Source organism: Pseudomonas sp. (assembly GCF_049301935.1).
GTDB lineage: Bacteria > Pseudomonadota > Gammaproteobacteria > Pseudomonadales > Pseudomonadaceae > Aquipseudomonas.
The window spans coordinates 1-20,882 of record NZ_JBAQLP010000125.1 but is presented as its reverse complement, the minus strand read 5'-3'; the positions used below and the strand labels follow the sequence as shown (position 1 = coordinate 20,882).

Below are 20,882 nucleotides of genomic sequence, written 5' to 3'. Positions count from 1 at the left end.
TATTTTGCTGCAAACCTACTGAAGGAAACCCTATGCGCCTGCTTATTCTGTTGGTTATCAGCCTGCTGTTCGGCTGCCAAAGTGCCTTGCCGCCGCTACCAGCCTGGCAAAGTCCAGAAGGGCGCGAGCATGCCGAATTGGGGACGATCGTCGACCTGCGCAGTGACGAACGCCTGACCCCGCCGCAGCTGCTGGAACGCCTGGCCGACGCGCCGCGGCTGCTGGTCGGCGAGCAGCACGACAATCCCGATCACCACGCGCTGCAACTCTGGTTGCTGCAGGCGTTGGCGGCGCAACGGGCGCAGGGCAGCCTGCTGCTGGAAATGCTCACCCCGGATCAGCAGGGCAGCGTCGACGCGGTGCGCGCTCAGCTGACGGCCGGTGAACAGAGCGAGGATCTGCCGGCGGCGCTGAATTGGCAAAAGGGCTGGGATTGGATGCTTTACGGACCGCTGCTGCGTCATGGGCTGGCGCAGCCCTATCCGGTGTTGGCGGCCGATCTGGACCGCGCGGAAATACTCAAGGTCTATCGTCAGCGCCCGCTGCTGAGCGGTATTGCCTCGACCGCCGAGCCGGTACGCGAGCAACTGTTGGCGCAAATCCGCGACTCCCACTGCGGCAAATTACCGGAAAGCCAGCTGCCGGCGATGCTCGCCGTGCAGCAGCAGCGCGACCGGCGCATGGCCGAGGCGTTACTCGCCGCACCCGCACCGAGCATGCTGCTGGCCGGCGCCTACCATGTGCGCCGCGACCTCGGGGTGCCCTTGCACCTGCGCGACCTGGGCGAACCAGCGGGCAGCCTGGTTTTGATGCTCGCCGAAGTGGGCACCCCGGTAAGCGCCTCCGCCGCGGATTTCGTCTGGTACACCGCGGCGCAGCCGGAGCAGGATCACTGCGCCAACTTCGGCGATTGAACCCCCTATGTAGTACGGCGCCGACCTAGATCTCTCGTTGGGCTTCGTACGCTCAGCGCCAACCTACACGACGCTACCTGGCAGCCCGGATGAAATCCGCGGAGCGGTTTTATCGTCGCTATCAATTCCCGGATTGCATCCGGGCTACGACGGCCTCTTGTCCGCGGCCAGTACGCCCCGACCATGGTCGCGCAGTGCGCGCGGCCAATAATCGGCCACACTTAGGCCCAGGAGGTAAGGGCTATGGCCAATCGCACACTCTGGGCGCAACGCTTGGTAGCGTTGTTTCTGCTCGGTTGCCTGCTGTTCAGCTACCCGCTGTTGGCGTTGTCCGACGGCGGTGGCGATGTGTTTGGCGTACCGCGGTTGTTCGCCTATCTATTCGGCGTCTGGGCGCTGCTGATCGTCTCGATGATTGTGGTCATCGAGCGCTCCAAGCGCTGAGGTGCCGCCCATGCCGGTTGGTGGCCTGATTCTGCTGATCTCCGGCGCCTATCTGGGGATTCTCTTCGCCATCGCCTATTGGGGCGACAAGCGCGCCGATGCGGGCCGCTCGATCATCGCCAACCCCTATATCTATGCGCTGTCGTTGGCGGTCTACGCCACCTCCTGGACCTTCTACGGCAGCGTCGGCCGTGCGGCGGTCAGTGGTGTCGGCTTTCTGCCGATCTACCTCGGCCCGACCCTGATGGCGGCGTTGTTCTGGCTGGTGCTGCGCAAGATGATCCGCATCAGCAAGGCCAACCGCATCACCTCAATCGCCGACTTTATCGCCGCGCGTTACGGCAAGAGCGCGCTGCTCGGCGGGCTGGTGACGCTGATCGCAGTGATCGGGGTGATTCCCTATATCGCCCTGCAACTCAAGGCGGTTTCCAGCAGCTTTCTGATCCTCTGGCAGTATCCGGAGATCCGCATGCCGAACCAGGATCAGGCGCTCGGCCCGTGGCAGGACACCGCGCTTTACGTGGCGCTGCTGCTGGCGCTGTTCACCATTGTCTTCGGCACTCGCCACCTGGACGCCACCGAGCGTCACGAGGGCATGGTCGCAGCCATCGCCTTCGAGTCCCTGGTCAAGCTGCTGGCATTTGTCGCGGCGGGCCTGTTCGTCACCTTTGGCCTTTACCACGGCTTCGCCGACCTGTTCGCCCATGCCGCCAAGCTGCCCGATATTGACCGCCTGCTGACCCTCGGCGGCGCGTCCGGCAGCTATGGCGCCTGGGTGTCGCTGATTTTTCTGTCGATGCTGTCGCTGCTGTTTCTGCCGCGGCAGTTTCAGATCAGCGTGGTGGAGAACGTCAACGAGAACCATCTGGCCAAGGCCATGTGGCTGTTCCCGCTGTACCTGCTGGCGATCAATATCTTCGTGTTGCCGATCACCTTTGCCGGGTTGATGCATTTTCCCGCCGGCACGGTGGACGCCGATACCTTCGTCCTGACCCTGCCCATGGCCCACCAGCAGCAGGCGCTGGCGCTGCTGGTATTCGTCGGCGGGCTGTCGGCCGCCACCGGCATGGTGATAGTGGAGACCATCGCGCTCTCCACCATGATCTGCAATGACCTGGCGATGCCGCTGCTGCTGCGCTGGAAGGCCCTGGGCCTGGCGCAACGGACGGACCTTTCCCGGCTGCTGTTGGGCATTCGACGTGGCGCCATTGTGCTGTTGATGCTGCTCGGCTACCTCTACTACCGCGCCGCTGGCGAAGCCTATGCGTTGGTGTCGATCGGTCTGGTGTCGTTCGCCGCGGTGGCGCAGTTCGCCCCGGCGATGCTCGGTGGCATGTATTGGAAGCAGGCCACCCGCGCCGGTGCGCTGTGCGGCTTGTCCCTGGGCTTTGTGTTCTGGGCTTACACCTTGTTGCTGCCGGCATTCGCCAAATCCGGCTGGCTGCCGCTGAGTTTTATCGAGCAGGGACCACTGGCCATCGCCTGGCTTAAGCCGCTGGCGTTGTTCGGCCTGGCGGGGCTGGACGAGATCGGCCACTCGTTGTTCTGGAGCCTGCTGGCTAACCTCGGCGGCTATATCGGGGTATCGCTGTTCAGCCGTCAGAACAGTCGCGAGCATGCCCAGGCGTTGCTGTTTGTCGATGCTTTCAAGGTCAGCGGGCGCGGTACCAGTTTGTGGCGCGGCAGCGCGTCGGTGAGTGAAGTGATCGCCCTGGTCGGGCGCTTTCTCGGTCCGGCGCGCGCCGCAGAAGCCTTCGCCGAGTACGCCAGCCAGTGCGGTTTGCGTTCCAGCGCCGGACTGCTGCCGGATGCCGACCTGGTGCATTTCGCCGAGCAGAAATTGGCCGGCGCCATAGGTACGGCTTCGGCGCGGGTGATGCTGGCCTCGGTGGTGCAGGAAGAGCCGTTGGGCATGGACGAGGTACTCGACATCCTCGACGAAGCCTCCCAGGTACTCGCCTACAGCCGGCGTCTGGAGCAGCAGTCGCAGGAGCTGGAGGCGGCCACCGGCGAGCTGCGCGCGGCCAATGCGCGGCTGCAGGAACTCGATCGGCTGAAGGACGATTTCATCTCCACCGTGACCCATGAGCTACGCACGCCGCTGACCTCGATCCGCGCCTTCTCGGAAATCCTCAACGACAACCCCGAGCTGGAACCGGCGCAGCGCGCACGTTTCGTCGCCATCATCGTCAAGGAAAGCGAGCGCCTGACACGGATGATCAATCAGGTGCTGGACCTGGCCAAACTGGAGTCCGGTCGCGCCGAATGGCACGCCACGGCGCTTGATCTGCGCGAGGTGATCGAAGATGCCCTGGCCACCACCAGCCAGTTGTTGCAGGAGCAGGGCGTGATCCTCGACCTTGAACTGCCGGCGCAGATCCCGCCGGTGCTGGCTGACCGCGACCGTCTGTTGCAGGTGCTGCTCAACCTGATCTCCAACGCGGTGAAATTCTGCGACCGCGAGGCCGGGCGCATCGGCATCGCCGTGCAGGTATTGCCCGAGGTATTGCAGGTGGAGGTGCGCGACAACGGTTGCGGCATCGATCCGGCCGATCAGGAAATCATCTTCGAAAAATTTCGCCAGGCCGGCGATAACCTCACCGAGAAACCCCAGGGCACCGGCCTCGGCCTGCCGATCAGCCGGCAGATCATCGAGCATTTCGGCGGTCGGTTATGGGTGCGCAGCGCCCGTGGGCAGGGCGCGAGTTTTTCCTTTACCCTGCCACTGACGGGTCGCGAGACGGAGGATGCAACTTGAGCAAGCGAAAGAATCTGTTGATCGTCGACGACGAGCCGAACATCGTCATCTCTCTGGAGTTTCTCCTCGAGCAGGCCGGCTACCAGGTGCGGGTGGCGCACGATGGCCAGCAGGCGTGGGAGGCGATCCAGGCGCAGCCGCCGGATCTGGTGCTGCTCGATGTGATGCTGCCGCAGCTGAGCGGTTTCGATGTGTGCCAGAAAATTCGCGAAACCCCAGCACTGCAAGGCATGCGCGTGGTGATGCTGACCGCCAAGGGGCGTGACGTGGAGGTCAGCAAGGGCCTGGCGCTGGGCGCCGATGCCTATATCAGCAAGCCGTTCTCGACCCAGGAATTGCTGGCGCAGGTGCGCGACCTGCTGGCGGACGCATAGCGATGGGCATCCGCTTCGCACTGCAGCTCGCTGGCCTGAGCGCCTTGCTCGTCGGCCTATTTGGCGTCGTCGGGGGCCCATTCTGGTTCGATCTGAGCCTGGCCGAGCGTGAGCAGTTGCTGGCCTTGCTAGCCGGGCGCGGTGCCCTGTTGGCCCTGCTCGGGTTGTTGTTGCTGGCCCTGCTCGGCGGCCTGTTGCAGCTCTGGCGCGCGGCCTATCCTGCGACGGCCAGGCGCCTGGAAGAAGAGGTCGGCATCGTCCATCGGGTCAATCCGCAGCATCGGCTGGCCATTGGTGGTGCCAAGCCCATGCGCCGTCTGGGCCATGCGCTGAATGCGTTCGCCGCCGCCTACGATGCGCAGCGTGAGGATATCGAAGCGCGTATCGCGCAGACCAATGCGCATCTGGAACAGGAGAAGAATCGCCTAGCCGCCTTGATGTCCGAACTCGCCCAAAGCGTGCTGGTATGCAATCTCGAGGGTCGCATCCTGCTCTATAACGCTCAGGCCAGGCAGGTATTGGACGGCCAGGAAGCCGGCGCGGTGGGGCTCGGTCGCTCGCTGTTCGGGATTCTCGATCAGCGTCTGATCGAGCATGCGCTGGATAAGCTGCGCGAGGGCCTGGCGCAGGGGAGTGCCAGCCCGGCGGTGCATTTCGTCAGCGCCCGTACGGCGCAGTTGCTGCGTTGCCGCATGGCGCCAGTGGTGGGGCAGCCGGGTCAGCTGCTGGGCTTCGTGCTGATCCTCGACGACGTCACCGATAGCGTCGAGCTGGCCAGCCGCCGCGAGTATCTGCTGCGTCAGCTCACCGAAGGCAGCCGTGCGGCCTTGGCCAATATCCGCGCGGCGGCGGAAACCTTGCAGCAATATCCGGCCATGGATGCCGCCCATCGCCAACGCTTCGGCGAGGTGATCCGCGAAGAGGCCGAGCGCCTGTCGTTGAATCTGGAACAGGGCCTGGCGCGCCACGGCGATTTACCCGGCAGCCAATGGCCCTTGGAAGAGATGCTGGCCAGCGAGCTGGTTTGCGCTTTGCAGCACAACTTCACCACCACGCTGGGGCTCAGCGTGCGCTGTCAGGACAGCACAGAACCGCTGTGGCTGAGTTTGGACAGCTATTCCCTGGTGCAGGCGTTAACCCAGGTAATGGGCGCCCTGGCCGTCGCCTGCGGGGTTCATGAGGTGACATTGACGCTTTCCGCAGCTGGACGTTTCGCCCGGCTGGCGCTGTGTTGGGGCGGTGAGCCGCTAGACCCTGAGCTGCTGCATCAATGGGAACAGCAGGCGTTGAACTTGGGCGGTGCCGACCCCGCCGGTTGTACCCTCAAGGAGTTGCTCGAACGCCACGGCGGCGAGCTCTGGTCCCAGGCCGACCGTATCAGCGGGCATAACCGCCTCTGTCTGTTGCTGCCGACCACCCAGCCGCACGCCGCCGCGCAGGCGCCAAGCGGCTTGGGCCGCCCGGTGTATTACGACTTCGACCTGTTCAGCCAGCCGGGGCAAACCCCGGAACTCGATGAGCGCCCGTTGCGCGAGCTGGTTTACACCGTATTCGATACCGAAACCACTGGGCTGTCGCCTTCCGAGGGCGACGAGATCATTGCTTTGGGCGCGGTGCGCATCGTCAACGGGCGCTTGCTGGTGCAGGAGCGTTTCGAGCAATTGATCGATCCGCGTCGGGCGATCCCGCGCGAGTCGCAGCTGATCCACGGCCTCACGCCGCAGATGCTCACTGGGCAGCCGACGATTGAGCAGGTATTGCCGGTGTTTCAGCGTTTCGCCGAGGATACCGTGCTGGTGGCGCATAATGCCGCCTTCGATATGCGCTTCCTGCAACTCAAGGAGGCGCAGACCGGCGTGCGCTTTATCCATCCGGTGCTCGATACCCTGTTGCTCTCCGCCCTGGTGCATCCGGGCCACACTGGCGATGAACATCGCCTGGAACAGATCGCCGCCCGTCTTGGCGTGCAGGTGGTAGGTCGGCATACCGCCCTGGGCGATGCCATGGTTACCGGCGAAGTGTTTCTCAAGCTGATCCCGCTGCTCGCCGAACGCGGTATCCATACCCTCAAGCAGGCGCGCGAAGCCTCGCAGCAGACGCTCTACGCCAAGCTCGAGTATTGAAATGAATCGCTTGGGTCGTGCCACGTTGGCGGAGTTGTAGGCTGGGCTGAGCTCGCGAAGCGCAACATGGGGCTCTACGGCGTCCTGCGAACTTCGCAGCTTCCGTCGATCCGCAAGAGCGGGGAGGGGTCGGGGTGAGCACTTTCTGCCAGACAAAAAAAGACCCGGCAGAGCCGGGTCAAATAACCGTGATTAGCCTGATGAGGAGATAACCAGAAGAACCCGCCTGAAGGGCTCTTGAGCTTATCGGCTGATCTTGCGATCAGTTGTTGCTAATAATATCGATTATCATTTGCGTGTCAATGGCCTTTGCCAAACTATTTTCTTCGCGGTGCAAAAAGTACCCTGCCAGGAACGCCGAACCCGGCGCTTGGCCGGGTTCGGTAGTTGAATCGTGGCGGTTTACTCTGCGGTGGCAGGCAGGCGCAGCTGGGTGATTTCCTTGTTCAGCAGGTCAATGCGCTTGGCCATGCTCTCGATCAGGCTGTGGGCAATCCTCGGGTTGCTCTGCATCAGGCTGAGGAACTGCTCCTTGGGAATCACCATCACGGTGCACGGTTCGCTGGCCAGTACGGTGGCACTGCGCTTCTCGCGGGTAAACACGGCCATGGCGCCGAAGATTTCATCCTTCTGCACATCACCAACCTTGTGCCCGTCGACGTACGCCTCGGCATGGCCTTCGATAATGATAAAGACGTTATCGGCGACATCGCCCTGGTGGATCAGCTCCTCACCCGCGGCAAAGTGCTGGAAGCCGGTGGAGGGACGAATTTCCGGCTGTTTCAAACGCACCAGGGCATCAGAAAGCAGGGCGGTATGGCCGATCAGGTACTGGATAAACAGTTCCTGACGCTGCTCGCTGGCATAGATATGTTTGAACACGTCACTGCGCGAATAGGGGATTAGGCTCAGTTGCTCTTCACTGCTGTAGCGGCAGCTGGGCATGTCCAGGCCCTGGCGCAGGCCAACCAGGTCGCCTTCCTGCAGATAAAACAGCGGACGCTCATCGACCACGGCATGCAGCAGGCCATTCTCAATGATAAACAGCTGGTTTTCCGGCAGTACCTTGGCCAGGTCTTCCGCACGTTCAAGCTGCAGTGGCGATCCAGCAGGTGCAAGCCCATCGAGCAATTGAGTGGGGATGCTTTGCAGTCGGTTGATCAGCTGATCGGCGTAAGCCGGTTGCTCCCCGAGTAAATACATGAGCGAATTTCCTTGAACTGGCTGGGCATACTAAACCGCACGAACGTCCCTAAAACAATAGTTGCCGGCGCACTTCAGGTAAATCAAAAGCCTGAGAGGTTGTGAGCTAGCTCTTGTTGTGGGGTGAACTTTCATCGAGCTGGCCATTCAGTTCGGCCTTATGCCCGGGTGGTAGTTCGTTCCAGTGCACGTCCAGCAGTGCGCCTTCAATCGCGTACAGCAGCACCTTGGATGCCCTGAAGCCCCTTGCGCGCACCGCTCGATACGCGCTGACCGCACCCAGCCGACGCAGGTCATTGGCGTTGTGAATGCCAACCGCGTGTAACCACTGGGCCGAGGTTTTGCCGAGGTTCTTCAGGTGTTGCAGTTCATCGTTCATCAAGCCTCCTTGCGCTGCTGGGCAGTCGTGCGGATGGAGTCAGTTTGGCGTGCCTGCCAGAAAGTGTAGCGGCCAGCGGACAAAGCGTGGCTGTTTGGCATCACCCCAGGCCTGGCGCAGCTTTGGTCGCAGTTGCAGCAGTGGATCGGCGCCGTTTTGCTGCGCGTAGCGCTGCACTGCTGACCAGGTGCTCAGGTAGCCTAGCAACTGCTCCAGCGACCAGCTGATTTCAATCGCCGAGGCCGGCGGGGTGAGTGGGCTAAAGGGATTGTCGATATCGCGGTAGCCTGCATCGACACTGACGCGGCCCGCTGGCCAGTGGCCGCCGAGGGTATTCCAGTAAAAGTCGTCGATCAGTGCGTCCAACGCCTCGTCGATGCGCATCAGGCTGTAACACCAGGCGCAGAATACGCCGCCAGGCTTGAGCAGACGGCGCACTTCGCTAAAGAACGCCGGAGTGGCAAACCAGTGCAGCGCCTGCGCCACCACAATCAGGTCCAGGCTGTGGCTGGGCAGGGGTTGCGCCTGCGCCTCGGCGACGAACAGCTGCAGCCCTGCTTGATCCGCGCCGGCCTGCAATTGCTTAAGGCTGGCATCGCAGGCGAGTACCTGCTTGAAGTGCTCGCGCAGTGGGCGACTTGCCTGACCGTTGCCACAGGCAATATCCAGCGCCCGCAGGCGTTCCGGGCATTGCGCAGCCAGCCAGGCAAACAGGCTTGCCGGGTAATGCGGGCGGAAGCTGGCGTAGGCGTCTGCCCGGGCGCCGAACAGTTGGCTGACGTGGTTGCCGCTCAACGGGTGTTGTAGCGCAGGCGGGTGCCGAAATTCACCGACATAAGAATCTCGTCAGCCGTCAGTTCGACCGGAAAGTAGGCCCCGGAAATCTGCGCGTGGGCCAGGCTGGCCCCTTCGAGCTGGGCATTGCGCAGGTCAAGGCCGCGCAGGTCGGTGCCGCGAAAGTAGGCGTTGGTGAAGTTGATGCCTTGGGCATCCAGGGCGCGCAGATCAATGCCGCGAAAATCACCGTCGCTCAGGTCGACGACTATGTCTTTGGGCTTTTGTGCATTGAAGGCGGAGATTTGTTCGTTGCGGATCAGGATATACAGCGGGTTATCCAGTTGCCGGGGCTGGCTCATGGTGCATCTCCTTATGGACTCACCGCCAGTATAGAAGCCGCGGCGCGCTCTGCTCGCGCCGCAACTATGCTGCCCGTTTTCTCTTACAGGCCTGGCAGGCGCTGACGAATGCGCGCGATGAGGGTGTCCAGGCTGGCGCTTTCGTGGGTGTCGACGCGCTTACTGTGCAGCAGTTCATCGTCACTTAAGGCTTCGCGGCTGGCTTGTTGGGCGTGTACCACGTCCATGGTGGCGTCGGAAGGGTCGCTGCCGGCGGCTTTGCGCTGTTCCAGCCAGCTGGCGATCACTTCGTCCGGGGCGCTGCATTCGAGGATCAGGAAGGGCGCGCCGCAGGCTTCGGCAACCTGGCTGGCCGCATCGCGCTGTGTCTGCTTGAGGTAGGTGGCGTCGATGACTACCGGGAAACCGGCATGCAGGGCCGCTTCGGCCAGTTGGTGCAAATGCTGGTAAGTGGCGGCGCTGGCGTCCTGGGTGTAGATGCCGGCACTGAGCTTGCCGAGGTCGGCATCCTTCTGCTCACCGAACAGGCGTTTACGCTCGACATCCGAGCGCAAGCGAATGGCGCCGAGCGCCTCAACCAGACGCATGGCCACATGGCTTTTGCCGACGGCGGAAACACCGTGGGTAATTGCCAGGAAGCTGGACGGGATGGCGCTGTAGCTTTCCGCCAGGTTGGCGTAGTTGCGGTATTGGCGCAGGGTCACAGCTTTTTGTACCGCATCGGTCTGATGGGCCAGGCTGAACAGCGCGACCTTGGCGCGGACCAGGGCGCGGTAGGCTTTGTAGAAATTCAGCAGTTCCAGGGCCGAGTAATCCCCCGTGTGTTCCAGCCAGCCATTGATGAAGCGCCAGGCGTGGGCCTTGAGGCCGCGGTCTTCCAGGTCCATGGCGAGGAAGGCGGCGTCCGAGGCGATATCGATCAGGCGAAACGGTTCGTTGAACTCGATGCAGTCGAACAGCACCACCTGACCGTCCAGCAGGGTGGCGTTGCCCAGGTGGATATCGCCGTGGCATTCGCGGATCGAGCCATTGGCCGCGCGCGTTGCCAGCAGCGGTTCGAGGCGCGTGTAGCTGGCTTCGGTCCAGGCCTGCAGGGCGTCTAGCTGCTGCAGATCGGCTGCGTCCTTGAGCATCGGGCGGATCTGTTCGAAGTTCTGCCGCATCGGCGCAACGATCGCTTCTGGGGCACACAGCGGATGGCTGGCCGCGACCGCTGGGGTCGAGCCATGGAACTCGGCAATCTGTTTGGCCAGGGCATCGATATGCGCTTCGCTTAGTTCGCCGCGCGCCTGCACGTCACTGAGCAGCTGGCTTTGCGGGAATTGACGCATTTTCAGCGCATATTCGATGGCCGGGCCGCTGCCGCCGAGTTGCGGCGCTTCGGCGCTGCCGCTGATCGGCAGTACTTCCAGATAAAGACCCTGGGTCAGGCGCTGGTTGAGGCGCAGCTCTTCCTGGCAGAAATGCTCGCGGGCGCTTAGCTCGGTGAAGTCAAGAAAGCCGAAGTTCACCGGCTTCTTCAGCTTGTAGGCGAAAGGGCCGGTGAGTACCACCCAGGAAATATGAGTTTCGATAACCTGAAACTGCTCCACGGGATGAGGGTAGAGGGCCGGGTTCTGCAGTGCGGCGATCAGAGCTTGGCTCACGGGCGATCCTTGGCGGTGTAATGAAATAAGAGGCGGCCATTATGGCCGCTCAACGTCAGTCTGCAAACCGCTGCGCTGGCCTGCTGGCAAGTGGGCAAAGTGCGTATAATGCCGCGCCATGACTCGTACCCGATCTTCCCGTCCCCGTTCTAAACGCCGTTCCGGCGGTATGCGCCCCTGGTTGGGCTGGGCTATCAAGCTCGGCCTGGTTGGTTTGGTGGTGCTCGCCGTGTTTGCGGTTTATCTCGATGCCGTGGTGCAGGAGAAGTTCTCCGGCAAGCGCTGGACTGTGCCCGCCAAGGTCTATGCCCGGCCGCTGGAGCTGTTTGTTGGGCAGAAACTGGCCAAGGATGACTTCCTCAAGGAGCTGGATGCCCTGGGCTATCGCCGCGAAAGCGCGGTGGCCGGTCCTGGTGGCGTTTCGGTAGCCGGCAACACTATCGAACTGCATTCACGCGGTTTTCAATTCTATGAAAGTACTGAACCATCGCAGCGCGTACGCGTGCGCTTCTCCGGCGATTACGTTGCCGGCCTGACCCAGTCTGGCGGTGGCAACCTGGCCGTGGCGCGGCTTGAGCCGCTGCTGATTGGCGGCTTGTACCCGGCGCACCAGGAAGACCGCGTGCTGATCAAGCTGGAGCAGGTGCCACCCTATCTGGTGGAAACCCTGGTGGCGGTTGAGGATCGCGAATTTTTCAATCACTTCGGCGTATCCCCCAAGGGCATCGCCCGCGCGGTGTGGATCAACGCCACCGCCGGTCAGTTGCGCCAGGGCGGCAGTACCCTGACCCAACAGTTGGTGAAGAACTTCTACCTGACCAACGAGCGCACCCTGGCCCGTAAGGCTACCGAAGCCATGATGGCGGTGCTGCTGGAGCTGCATTACGAGAAGAAGGACATTCTTGAGGCATACCTCAATGAAGTGTTCCTCGGCCAGGACGGTCAGCGTGCGGTGCATGGCTTTGGTCTGGCCAGTCAGTATTTCTTCAGCCAGCCACTGTCCGAGCTGAAGCTGGATCAGGTGGCGCTGCTGGTGGGCATGGTCAAGGGGCCGACCTATTACAACCCACGACGCAACCCTGAGCGCGCGCTGGAACGGCGTAACCTGGTGCTCGATGTGCTGGCAGAGCAGGGCGTAGCCAGTGCTGAAGACGTGGCGGCGGCGAAGCAAAAGCCGCTGGGCATTACCCAGCGCGGTACGTTGGCGGACAGCTCGTTCCCGGCCTTCCTCGATCTGGTCAAGCGCCAGCTGCGCGAGGATTACCAGGAGCAGGACCTGACCGAAGAAGGCCTGCGCATCTTCACCAGCTTTGATCCAATCATGCAGCTCAAAGCCGAAAGTGCCTTGGCCGATACGCTGAAGCGCCTGTCCGGGCGCAAAGGGGTTGATCAGGTCGAGGCGGGGATGGTGGTGACCAGCACGGAAAGCGGAGAGGTGCAGGCCATTATTGGTAGCCGTCAGCCGCGCTTTGCCGGCTTTAACCGGGCGTTGGATGCAGTACGGCCGATTGGTTCGCTGATCAAGCCGGCGATCTACCTGACGGCGCTGGAGCGGCCGAGCCAATACACCTTGACCAGCCTGCTTGAAGATCAACCGTTCTCCATCAAGGGCCAGGACGGTCAGGTCTGGAGCCCGCAGAACTACGACCGCAAGGCCCATGGCACGATTTACCTGTACCAGGGCTTGGTCAACTCCTACAACCTGTCGACCGCCAAGCTCGGCCTGGAACTCGGCGTGCCAGAGGTGCTGAAAACGCTCAATCGCTTGGGTGTCGAGCAGCAGTGGCCGGCGTATCCGTCGATGCTGCTGGGCGCCGGCGGGCTAAGCCCGATGAACGTGGCGAATATGTACCAGACCCTGGCCAATGGTGGTTTCAATACGCCATTGCGCGGTATTCGCAACGTGTTGACGGCCGACGGTGAGCCGCTCAAGCGTTACCCGTTCCAGATTCAGCAGCGCTTCGACAGCGGCGCTATCTACCTGCTGCAGAACGCCATGCAGCGTACGATGTCTGAAGGTACAGGGCGCTCGGTCTACAGCCAGCTGCCGCGCTCGCTGGCCCTTGCTGGCAAGACGGGCACCAGTAACGACTCGCGCGACAGCTGGTTTGCCGGCTTCAGTCAGGATGTGCTGGCGGTGGTCTGGTTGGGCCGTGATGACAACGGTCCTACCCCGCTGACCGGTGCGACGGGTGCATTGCAGGTGTGGACGGACTTTATGCGCAAGGCCGACCCACTGCCGCTGGATATGCCTGTGCCGGATAACGTGGTGCAGGCCTGGGTGGATGCCCGCAGCGGTCAGGGTACCGACCCGAGTTGTCCGAATGCAGTACAGATGCCGTATATTCGCGGCAGCCAACCCGTCGCCGGGCCGGCCTGTGGTATTCAGGCGCCGGTCAATGAGGTGATGGATTGGGTACGCGGCTGGTTGGATTAAAAACCTGTTCACGATCTCGCGAGCTAGAGCCTTGCAAGGCGAAAATAGGCGAGGAGGCGGAGTGTACTTTTGTACATGAGCATTCCGAGGCTGTTTTTAACACAGCAGGGCCGACGCGCAGCAGATCATGAGCGGGTTTAAGTGGAGAGGGTGTGACGTGAATAAATGGTTGATTCCAGCAGTAACGGCTTCGTTGATGTTGGCTGGTTGCAGCAGTGTGCCGCGCGGCTCGATTCCGGTAGTTGAAGGCGGTACCACGATCGCCGGTGCGCAATCGGGTACACCAGGCGGTTATGGTGCACCAGTCACACAGCCTCAGGCCCTGCCGGAAGACTCCGGCGTGGTGGTGATGGTGCCCGGCGGTGGCGGTAGTTCCGCGCCGATTCAGTCGTTCCCGGCCAGCAATGCGCCACTGGATACTGGTACCACTACCCAGCCGTGGAGTGCTACGCCGCCCGCCACAACGCAAGGCGGCTATGTCGCGCCGGCACCCAGTGGCATTCCAGACGGTGGTTTATCCATGGATGAGCAGCTGGATGGGCCGGTCCTGGCCTTGCTGACTACGGCTCAGCAGCAGCAGGGCAGTGGTGATCTGAATGGTGCCGCCTCCAGCCTGGAGCGCGCTCAGCGCATTGCACCACGTGAACCGCAGGTGCTCTATAAGCTTGCCGAGGTGCGTTTGGCTCAAGGTGATGCTGCGCAGGCTGAACAGTTTGCCCGTCGTGGTCTGAGCTATGCCAGCGGTCGCCCGGCCTTGCAGGCCAGTCTGTGGAACCTGATTGCCCAGGCGCGTGAACGCCAGGGTGATGCGGCGGGTGCCGCCCAGGCCCGTGAGCAGGCGCGAGTCAGCCTCTGATGGATGCGCGTGTGCTTGCCGTGGCAGAGCAGTTGCTGTTGATCGAGCGTGAGTTGCGCATGCTGGGCTGGTGGCAGGCGCAGGCGCCCAGTGCGCAGGCGCTATCCAGCCAGCAGCCGTTCTGCGTCGATACGCTGGCGTTCGAGCAGTGGCTGCAGTGGATATTCCTACCGAAGATGAAGCAGATGCTGGAGGCTGGAGCGGCATTGCCCAGTGTCTCCGGGATTCAGCCGATGGCCGAGCAGGTGTATGGCGGTCAGGCCATGAAGGCCAGGGGGCTGATCAAGCTGTTGGGTGAGTTCGATCAGTTGATTGTTGGCGCGAGCTGAGTCGCGCCACTCGCTTACTTGCAGTTTTCGGCAATCGCCTTCTGTGCTTCGCTGATACGGCCCTGGCGTTCTTCTTCGCTTAGGCGACGCACTTCACCGTCGACTTCCATGCGCAGACGCGGGTTGTTCTGCAGCTGTGCAAGGTTGGTGCGCACATCTTCGCAGTACTTCTTGCGCTCGGCTTCCTTGGCGGCAACCTCCTGCTTGACCTTCTCGTCGATGGCCGCCTGCTCGGGGTCGGCGATGCTCTCAAAGGTCGGCGCGGCTTTCTGTTCTTCGGCAATGGCAGGCTTGGGCGGCGGTGTTGCGGTATTGATGCTGGTGGCGTCTTGGCCTTGCGGCGGCTGTGCGCTGAAGTGCGTTACGCCTTGGGCGTCGACCCACTTGTAAACCTGGCTGGCCATGGCGGTGGCGCTCATGGCGAGCAGCAAGCTGCTGGTGATCATCATGCGGCGCATGCGGTTTCCTTATATTGAGCTGCTGAGCTGCGGTGCTTGCTGACTACTATAACCAAAATGTTCGAATCGTCATCCTGCGCTGCGTCACAGCAGAAGATTGTAGATTCAATCACGGATTGCTTGACTTGGCAGCGCTGAATCCGAACAATTCCAGGCTCGCTGTAGTGGAGTCCGCCGCAAGCAGGCTTTAGCTCAGCAGACATGAGGCGCACACCCGCGCCGACCTGTTACACCCGCAACGCGTTACCTCGCGCTGGGTGGGAACACCCCGCAACACTTTGGGGTATTCCCAATACTTGCTCAGTTGTAGCTGACGTAGTCGGCGATCACCGTCGCTCATGCTCTGCTGACAGTAAACCTATCTTAGGCCGTCCTCCTTGTTGGGCGGTTTTCTGGCGTTTTAGAGGTGAATAACGTGGAGCTTTTATCCGGCGCTGAAATGGTCGTCCGCTTTTTGCGTGACGAAGGCGTTAAGAACATTTATGGGTACCCGGGCGGTGCTCTCCTACACATCTACGATGCCCTGTTCAAAGAACCGGAAGTTCAACACATTCTGGTTCGTCATGAGCAAGCGGCCACCCATATGGCTGACGGCTATGCCCGTGCCACCGGTAAAGCCGGTGTGGTACTGGTAACGTCTGGCCCTGGCGCAACCAATGCCATCACCGGTATTGCCACCGCTTACATGGACTCCATCCCGATGGTGGTGTTGTCTGGCCAGGTGCCAAGCAACATGGTTGGCACCGATGCCTTCCAGGAAACCGACATGATCGGTATCTCCCGGCCAATCGTGAAGCACAGCTTTATGATCAAGCACGCCTCGGAAATCCCGGAAGTCCTGAAAAAAGCCTTCTATCTGGCGCAGTCTGGCCGTCCAGGCCCGGTGGTCGTGGATATCCCCAAGGATATGACCAACCCGGCTGAGAAGTTCGAGTACGTCTATCCGAAGAAGGTCAAGCTGCGTTCCTACAGCCCAGCGCTGCGCGGTCACTCCGGGCAGATCCGCAAGGCAGCCGAACTGCTGCTGACGGCCAAGCGTCCAGTCATCTATTCCGGTGGTGGCGTGATCATGGGCGGTGCTGCAGCGCCGCTGACTGAGCTGGCGCAGATGCTCAACCTGCCCGTCACCAACACCCTGATGGGTTTGGGCGGCTATCCAGGTACCGATCGCCAGTTCCTCGGCATGCTCGGTATGCACGGCAGCTACACCGCCAACCTGGCGATGCACCACGCCGATGTGATCCTGGCGGTGGGTGCACGCTTCGATGACCGGGTGATCAATGGCGCGAGCAAGTTCTGCCCGAACGCCAAGATTATTCACGTCGATATCGACCCGGCTTCCATCTCCAAGACCATCAAGGCCGATATTCCAATCGTCGGCCCGGTTGATAGCGTGATGACCGAAATGGTCGCGATCCTCAAAGAGATCGGCGAGCAGCTGAACAAGGATGCACTGGCGAGCTGGTGGAAGCAGATTGAAGAATGGCGTGGTGGTCGCATCATGTTCCCTTACGACAAGGGCGACGGCAGCATTATCAAGCCGCAAACCGTGATCGAAACCCTGTCCGAAGTCACTGGTGGCGATGCCTTTGTGACCTCTGACGTGGGACAGCACCAGATGTTTGCTGCCCAGTACTACCGCTTCAACAAGCCGAACCGTTGGATCAACTCCGGTGGCCTGGGCACCATGGGCTTTGGCTTCCCTGCAGCCATGGGTGTCAAGCTCAGCTTCCCGGATGACGAAGTCGCCTGCGTAACCGGCGAAGGCAGCATCCAGATGAATATTCAGGAACTGTCGACCTGCCTGCAGTACGGCTTGCCGGTGAAGATCGTCAATCTGAACAACGGCGCGCTGGGAATGGTGCGTCAGTGGCAGGACATGATGTACAGCAGCCGTCACTCGCACTCCTATATGGAGTCGCTGCCGGATTTCGTCAAGCTGGCCGAGGCCTATGGCCATGTCGGCATGCGCATCACTGATCTTAAGGATCTTAAACCGATGATGGAGGAGGCCTTTGCGATGAAAGATCGCCTGGTGTTCCTCGATATTCAGGTTGATACCAGTGAGCACGTCTACCCGATGCAGATCAAAGACGGTGCAATGCGCGATATGTGGCTGAGCAAGACGGAGCGTACCTAATCATGCGACACATTATTTCCCTGCTGCTGGAAAACGAGCCCGGCGCACTGTCCCGCGTGGTCGGTCTGTTCTCGCAGCGCAACTACAACATCGAAAGCCTGACCGTGGCACCGACCGAAGACCCGACCCTGTCGCGTCTGACGTTGACCACTGTGGGCCATGATGAGGTGATTGAGCAGATCACCAAAAACCTCAACAAGCTGGTCGAGGTGGTCAAGCTGGTTGACCTGTCGGAAAGCGCTCACGTCGAGCGCGAGCTGATGCTGGTCAAGGTCAAGGCCACTGGCGCTCAGCGCGCCGAGGTCAAGCGCACCACCGACATCTTCCGTGGGCAGATCGTCGATGTAACCAGCAGTGTCTACACCATCCAGCTGGCCGGCACGAGCGACAAGCTGGATAGCTTTATCCAGGCCATCGGCACCGCGTCGATTCTGGAAACCGTGCGCAGTGGTGTGACCGGCATTGCCCGTGGCGACAAGGTGCTGAGCATCTGATTGCGTTGTACTGATAAAACGAAAAGCCCTCGGGGAAATACCTCCTGAGGGCTTTTTGCTTTTCAGGGTAAATGCCTTGCTTTCAGCGTTTAGCGCTGGCGATTCCAGAAGGCATTGATCAGCGGATCTTTAAGGCGTTTCTCCAGCGCGAACAGGCCAATCTCGTAACCGGTTAACGGCGGCTGAATATCGTAGATGCGGATGCGCGCGGCCAGCGGGCTGTTGTCGAGGACGATTTGCGGCACCACGCCAATACCAAAGCCCAGGCTCACCATGCTGACGATGGCTTCGTTACCGCTCACTTGTGCATAAATCAGCGGTTTGATGCTGTGGTTTTTCAGCCACAGATCGGTTCGGGTGCGGGCGAGGTCTTCTTCCGAAAGGATCATTGGCACGTCCCGCCAACTGGCTGCGCTGGGGTGTTTCAGTTGCTCTTCGGTCAATAGCTGAGGTGACTGCGGGCCGATAAAGCACAGCTTGGAGCGGGCAATTGGTTGAAACTCGACGCCGGCCGGCAAGCTGTCGGGGCGGGCGCCGATGGCCAGGTCTTCCCGCCCTTCTTGCACGCGTTCTACGGCTTTGGCCGCATCGCCGGTGTGCAGCTTCATTTCAATGCGCGGGTAGTCCTGACGAAAGCTGCTCAAGATGTCATAGAGGAAGCTGTAGCTGGCGGTTACCGAGCAGTACAGAGAGAGCTCGCCGTGCAGGATCAACTGATCCTGCTTGAAGGTCTGGCGGATGGCTTGCCAGCCATTTATGACCTCGCTGGCGTACTCGCGGAACTGTTGCCCCTCACGGGTCAGGCGCACTGAGCGGTTGTCGCGTAGAAACAGTGGTGCGCCGAGTTCGTCCTCGAGTTGTTTGATGCTACGGCTGAGTGCAGAAGGGCTAACGTGCTGCTCGCGGCTGGTTTTGCCGAAATGCAGGTTGTCGGCCAGGGAGAGAAAGAGCCTGAGTGCGTGACTATCCATATTTGTTTCAATTATCGGCATGTTGTGTTGCAAATATATCATTTTACGCAACGGGGCGGATCACTTAAGGTGGCTTCGTCGCGGTGCTTGCACCCCATCCCTTTCTGATTAATAGAGCCAAGAACATGAAAGTTTATTACGACAAAGACTGTGACCTCTCGATCATCCAGGGCAAGAAAGTTGCCATCATCGGTTACGGCTCCCAGGGCCACGCCCAGGCGTGCAACCTGAAAGATTCCGGCGTTGATGTAACTGTTGGTCTGCGCAAAGGTTCGGCCACTGTTGCCAAAGCTGAGGCCCACGGCCTGAAAGTGACTGACGTTGCCACTGCCGTTGCCGGTGCTGACCTGGTTATGATCTTGACTCCGGACGAGTTCCAGTCCCAGCTGTACAAGAACGAAATCGAGCCGAACATCAAGAAGGGTGCCACTCTGGCCTTCTCCCACGGCTTCGCGATCCACTACAACCAGGTCGTGCCGCGCAATGACCTCGACGTGATCATGATCGCGCCAAAGGCTCCAGGCCACACCGTGCGTTCCGAGTTCGTCAAAGGCGGTGGCATTCCTGACCTGATCGCTATCTATCAGGACGCTTCCGGCAACGCCAAGAATGTTGCGCTGTCTTACGCCGCTGGCGTGGGTGGCGGTCGTACCGGCATCATCGAGACCACCTTCAAGGACGAAACCGAAACTGACCTGTTCGGCGAACAAGCCGTTCTGTGCGGAGGTACCGTTGAACTGGTTAAAGCCGGTTTCGAAACCCTGGTTGAAGCGGGCTACGCGCCGGAAATGGCTTATTTCGAGTGCCTGCATGAACTGAAGTTGATCGTTGACCTCATGTACGAAGGCGGTATCGCCAACATGAACTACTCGATCTCCAACAACGCCGAGTACGGCGAGTACGTGACCGGTCCAGAAGTCATCAACGCCGAATCGCGTCAGGCCATGCGTAACGCCCTGAAGCGTATCCAGGACGGTGAATACGCCAAGATGTTTATCAGCGAAGGTGCTACCGGCTACCCTTCGATGACCGCCAAGCGCCGTAACAACGCTGCTCACGGTATCGAGATCATCGGCGAGCAACTGCGCTCCATGATGCCGTGGATCGGTGCCAACAAAATCGTCGACAAAGCCAAGAACTAAGGTTTTATGACGTAAGAAAAGACGCGGCCAAGGCCGCGTTTTTTCATGGTGCGGCAAGGCTTCTGGTATAAAGCCTGAGTATTGCATGGGCGCTACCGTGAACCCTGTTCGTCAGCGCCTGTCGAAATTTTCCAAATCCGTTGCAAGGTGTTGTTCATGAATGAACGTCCAGATGAGCCGCAGTCTCCCGTCGACGCTGAAAGTTTGTTGCCGATCGATGAGCATATAGAAGAGGGGCATGACGCCGAAGGGCGTAAGGTCCGTCATCGCGGTATTTATCTGTTACCCAATCTCTTTACCACGGCCAATCTGTTTGCCGGCTTCTACGCCATCATCAATGCCATGAACGGCAACTTCTATGTGGCCGCCGCCGCAGTGTTTGTTGCCATGGTGCTCGATGGTCTGGATGGCCGTGTGGCGCGCCTGACCAATACCCAGAGCGCCTTTGGCGCCGAGTACGATTCGCTCTCCGATATGGTTGCCTTTGGTGTGGCGCCTGCCTTGCTCGCGTTTGAGTGGGCGCTGGGCAGTATGGGTAAGGTCGGCTGGATGGTCGCCTTCATCTATGTAGCCGGTGCGGCATTGCGTCTGGCGCGGTTTAATACGCAGATCGGTAGCGTCGACAAGCGCTACTTTATTGGTCTGGCCAGTCCTGCTGCTGCGGGTGTGGTGGCGGGAACGGTGTGGGCCTTTAGTGATTTTGGCATTAAAGGGTCGAACATGGCCTTTGTGGTTGCCATCCTGGTGGCCGCTGCCGGTATGCTGATGGTCAGCAATATCAAGTACAACAGCTTCAAGGATCTCGACCTAAAAGGGCGCGTGCCTTTTGTGGCGATCCTGGCGGTGGTGCTGGTGTTTGCGGTGGTGTTCAGTGATCCGCCGCGGATTTTGCTGATCATCTTCCTTGCCTACGCGGCCTCGGGTCCTATCCAGTACCTGTTGCGCTTGCGTCGCGGCAAAAGCGCCTAGTTACTTCGCAGTGGTTACGACAAAGCCGTTGAAGCGTCAGCTTCAATGGCTTTGTCGTTTCTGCAGGCGGCGCGCAGGTAACTGTATGACTGCAGCCCTTGATTTCGAG

Annotated in this window: 19 protein-coding genes; 12 read left to right on the top strand and 7 right to left on the bottom strand. The window is 60.7% G+C overall.

The annotated features are described in order from the left end of the window. The first annotated feature begins 32 nt into the window (after positions 1–32). From WA145_RS16505 to WA145_RS16485, 5 genes are all read left to right on the top strand, one after another. Positions 33–914: a ChaN family lipoprotein gene (locus WA145_RS16505; protein ID WP_422582607.1), complete on the top strand. Its 882-nt coding sequence runs from the start codon at positions 33–35 to the stop codon at positions 912–914. Positions 915–1,157: 243 nt separating this feature from the next. Beyond that, complete coding sequence (locus WA145_RS16500) at positions 1,158–1,358, top strand: hypothetical protein (RefSeq protein WP_422582606.1); 201 nt, start codon at positions 1,158–1,160, stop codon at positions 1,356–1,358. 10 nt (positions 1,359–1,368) lie between these two features. Further along, positions 1,369–4,116 (top strand): ATP-binding protein, encoded by a 2,748-nt coding sequence (locus tag WA145_RS16495; RefSeq protein ID WP_422582605.1) that lies wholly within the window; start codon positions 1,369–1,371, stop codon positions 4,114–4,116. Continuing rightward, positions 4,113–4,490: a response regulator transcription factor gene (locus WA145_RS16490; protein WP_422582604.1), complete on the top strand. Its 378-nt coding sequence runs from the start codon at positions 4,113–4,115 to the stop codon at positions 4,488–4,490. Before WA145_RS16495 ends, WA145_RS16490 begins: the two co-directional genes overlap by 4 nt. A 2-nt stretch (positions 4,491–4,492) precedes the next feature. Further along, positions 4,493–6,613 (top strand): exonuclease domain-containing protein, encoded by a 2,121-nt coding sequence (locus WA145_RS16485; RefSeq protein ID WP_422582603.1) that lies wholly within the window; start codon positions 4,493–4,495, stop codon positions 6,611–6,613. A gap of 402 nt (positions 6,614–7,015) precedes the next feature. Here WA145_RS16485 and WA145_RS16480 read toward each other — a convergent pair whose 3' ends face one another. From WA145_RS16480 to WA145_RS16460, 5 genes are all read right to left on the bottom strand, one after another. Then, the gene (locus WA145_RS16480; RefSeq protein ID WP_422582602.1) at positions 7,016–7,816 is read right to left on the bottom strand and encodes a Crp/Fnr family transcriptional regulator; all 801 of its coding nucleotides are present in this window, start codon (positions 7,814–7,816) and stop codon (positions 7,016–7,018) included. A gap of 106 nt (positions 7,817–7,922) precedes the next feature. After that, positions 7,923–8,195 (bottom strand): TfoX/Sxy family protein, encoded by a 273-nt coding sequence (locus WA145_RS16475; RefSeq protein WP_422582601.1) that lies wholly within the window; start codon positions 8,193–8,195, stop codon positions 7,923–7,925. A gap of 39 nt (positions 8,196–8,234) precedes the next feature. Next, positions 8,235–8,990 carry a class I SAM-dependent methyltransferase gene (locus WA145_RS16470; protein ID WP_422582600.1) on the bottom strand — a complete coding sequence of 252 codons (756 nt, stop codon included), beginning with the start codon at positions 8,988–8,990 and terminating at the stop codon, positions 8,235–8,237. Next, positions 8,987–9,331, bottom strand: coding sequence for a pentapeptide repeat-containing protein (locus WA145_RS16465; protein ID WP_422582599.1), 345 nt, complete (start codon positions 9,329–9,331; stop codon positions 8,987–8,989). Before WA145_RS16465 ends, WA145_RS16470 begins: the two co-directional genes overlap by 4 nt. Before the next feature lie 83 nt (positions 9,332–9,414). Next, positions 9,415–10,977: an AAA family ATPase gene (locus WA145_RS16460; RefSeq protein WP_422582598.1), complete on the bottom strand. Its 1,563-nt coding sequence runs from the start codon at positions 10,975–10,977 to the stop codon at positions 9,415–9,417. 118 nt (positions 10,978–11,095) lie between these two features. Here WA145_RS16460 and mrcB point away from each other — a divergent pair, with 118 nt between their 5' ends. The 3 genes from mrcB (at position 11,096) to WA145_RS16445 (ending at position 14,599) form a co-directional block, all read left to right on the top strand. Beyond that, positions 11,096–13,414: a penicillin-binding protein 1B gene (gene mrcB, locus WA145_RS16455; protein WP_422582597.1), complete on the top strand. Its 2,319-nt coding sequence runs from the start codon at positions 11,096–11,098 to the stop codon at positions 13,412–13,414. Positions 13,415–13,571: 157 nt separating this feature from the next. Further along, positions 13,572–14,270, top strand: coding sequence for a tetratricopeptide repeat protein (locus tag WA145_RS16450; RefSeq protein WP_422582596.1), 699 nt, complete (start codon positions 13,572–13,574; stop codon positions 14,268–14,270). Further along, positions 14,270–14,599: a YqcC family protein gene (locus WA145_RS16445; RefSeq protein WP_422582595.1), complete on the top strand. Its 330-nt coding sequence runs from the start codon at positions 14,270–14,272 to the stop codon at positions 14,597–14,599. Before WA145_RS16450 ends, WA145_RS16445 begins: the two co-directional genes overlap by 1 nt. Before the next feature lie 14 nt (positions 14,600–14,613). Here WA145_RS16445 and WA145_RS16440 read toward each other — a convergent pair whose 3' ends face one another. Further along, positions 14,614–15,057 (bottom strand): DUF4124 domain-containing protein, encoded by a 444-nt coding sequence (locus WA145_RS16440; protein WP_422582594.1) that lies wholly within the window; start codon positions 15,055–15,057, stop codon positions 14,614–14,616. 415 nt (positions 15,058–15,472) lie between these two features. On the opposite strand from WA145_RS16440, the gene WA145_RS16435 reads away from it, so the two are divergent. Then, positions 15,473–17,197 carry an acetolactate synthase 3 large subunit gene (locus WA145_RS16435; RefSeq protein ID WP_422582593.1) on the top strand — a complete coding sequence of 575 codons (1,725 nt, stop codon included), beginning with the start codon at positions 15,473–15,475 and terminating at the stop codon, positions 17,195–17,197. 2 nt (positions 17,198–17,199) lie between these two features. Next, a complete protein-coding gene (ilvN, locus tag WA145_RS16430; RefSeq protein ID WP_090256033.1) occupies positions 17,200–17,691 on the top strand; it encodes an acetolactate synthase small subunit in 492 nt (163 codons plus the stop codon). An 89-nt stretch (positions 17,692–17,780) separates the two neighbouring features. Here ilvN and ilvY read toward each other — a convergent pair whose 3' ends face one another. After that, the gene (gene ilvY, locus WA145_RS16425; protein WP_422582592.1) at positions 17,781–18,662 is read right to left on the bottom strand and encodes an HTH-type transcriptional activator IlvY; all 882 of its coding nucleotides are present in this window, start codon (positions 18,660–18,662) and stop codon (positions 17,781–17,783) included. A 125-nt stretch (positions 18,663–18,787) separates the two neighbouring features. On the opposite strand from ilvY, the gene ilvC reads away from it, so the two are divergent. Both ilvC and pssA read left to right on the top strand, forming a co-directional pair. Then, complete coding sequence (gene ilvC / locus WA145_RS16420; RefSeq protein ID WP_422582591.1) at positions 18,788–19,804, top strand: ketol-acid reductoisomerase; 1,017 nt, start codon at positions 18,788–18,790, stop codon at positions 19,802–19,804. A gap of 156 nt (positions 19,805–19,960) precedes the next feature. Then, positions 19,961–20,773, top strand: a complete 813-nt coding sequence (gene pssA / locus WA145_RS16415) for a CDP-diacylglycerol--serine O-phosphatidyltransferase (protein ID WP_296127291.1) — start codon at positions 19,961–19,963, stop codon at positions 20,771–20,773. Positions 20,774–20,882: the final 109 nt, after the last annotated feature.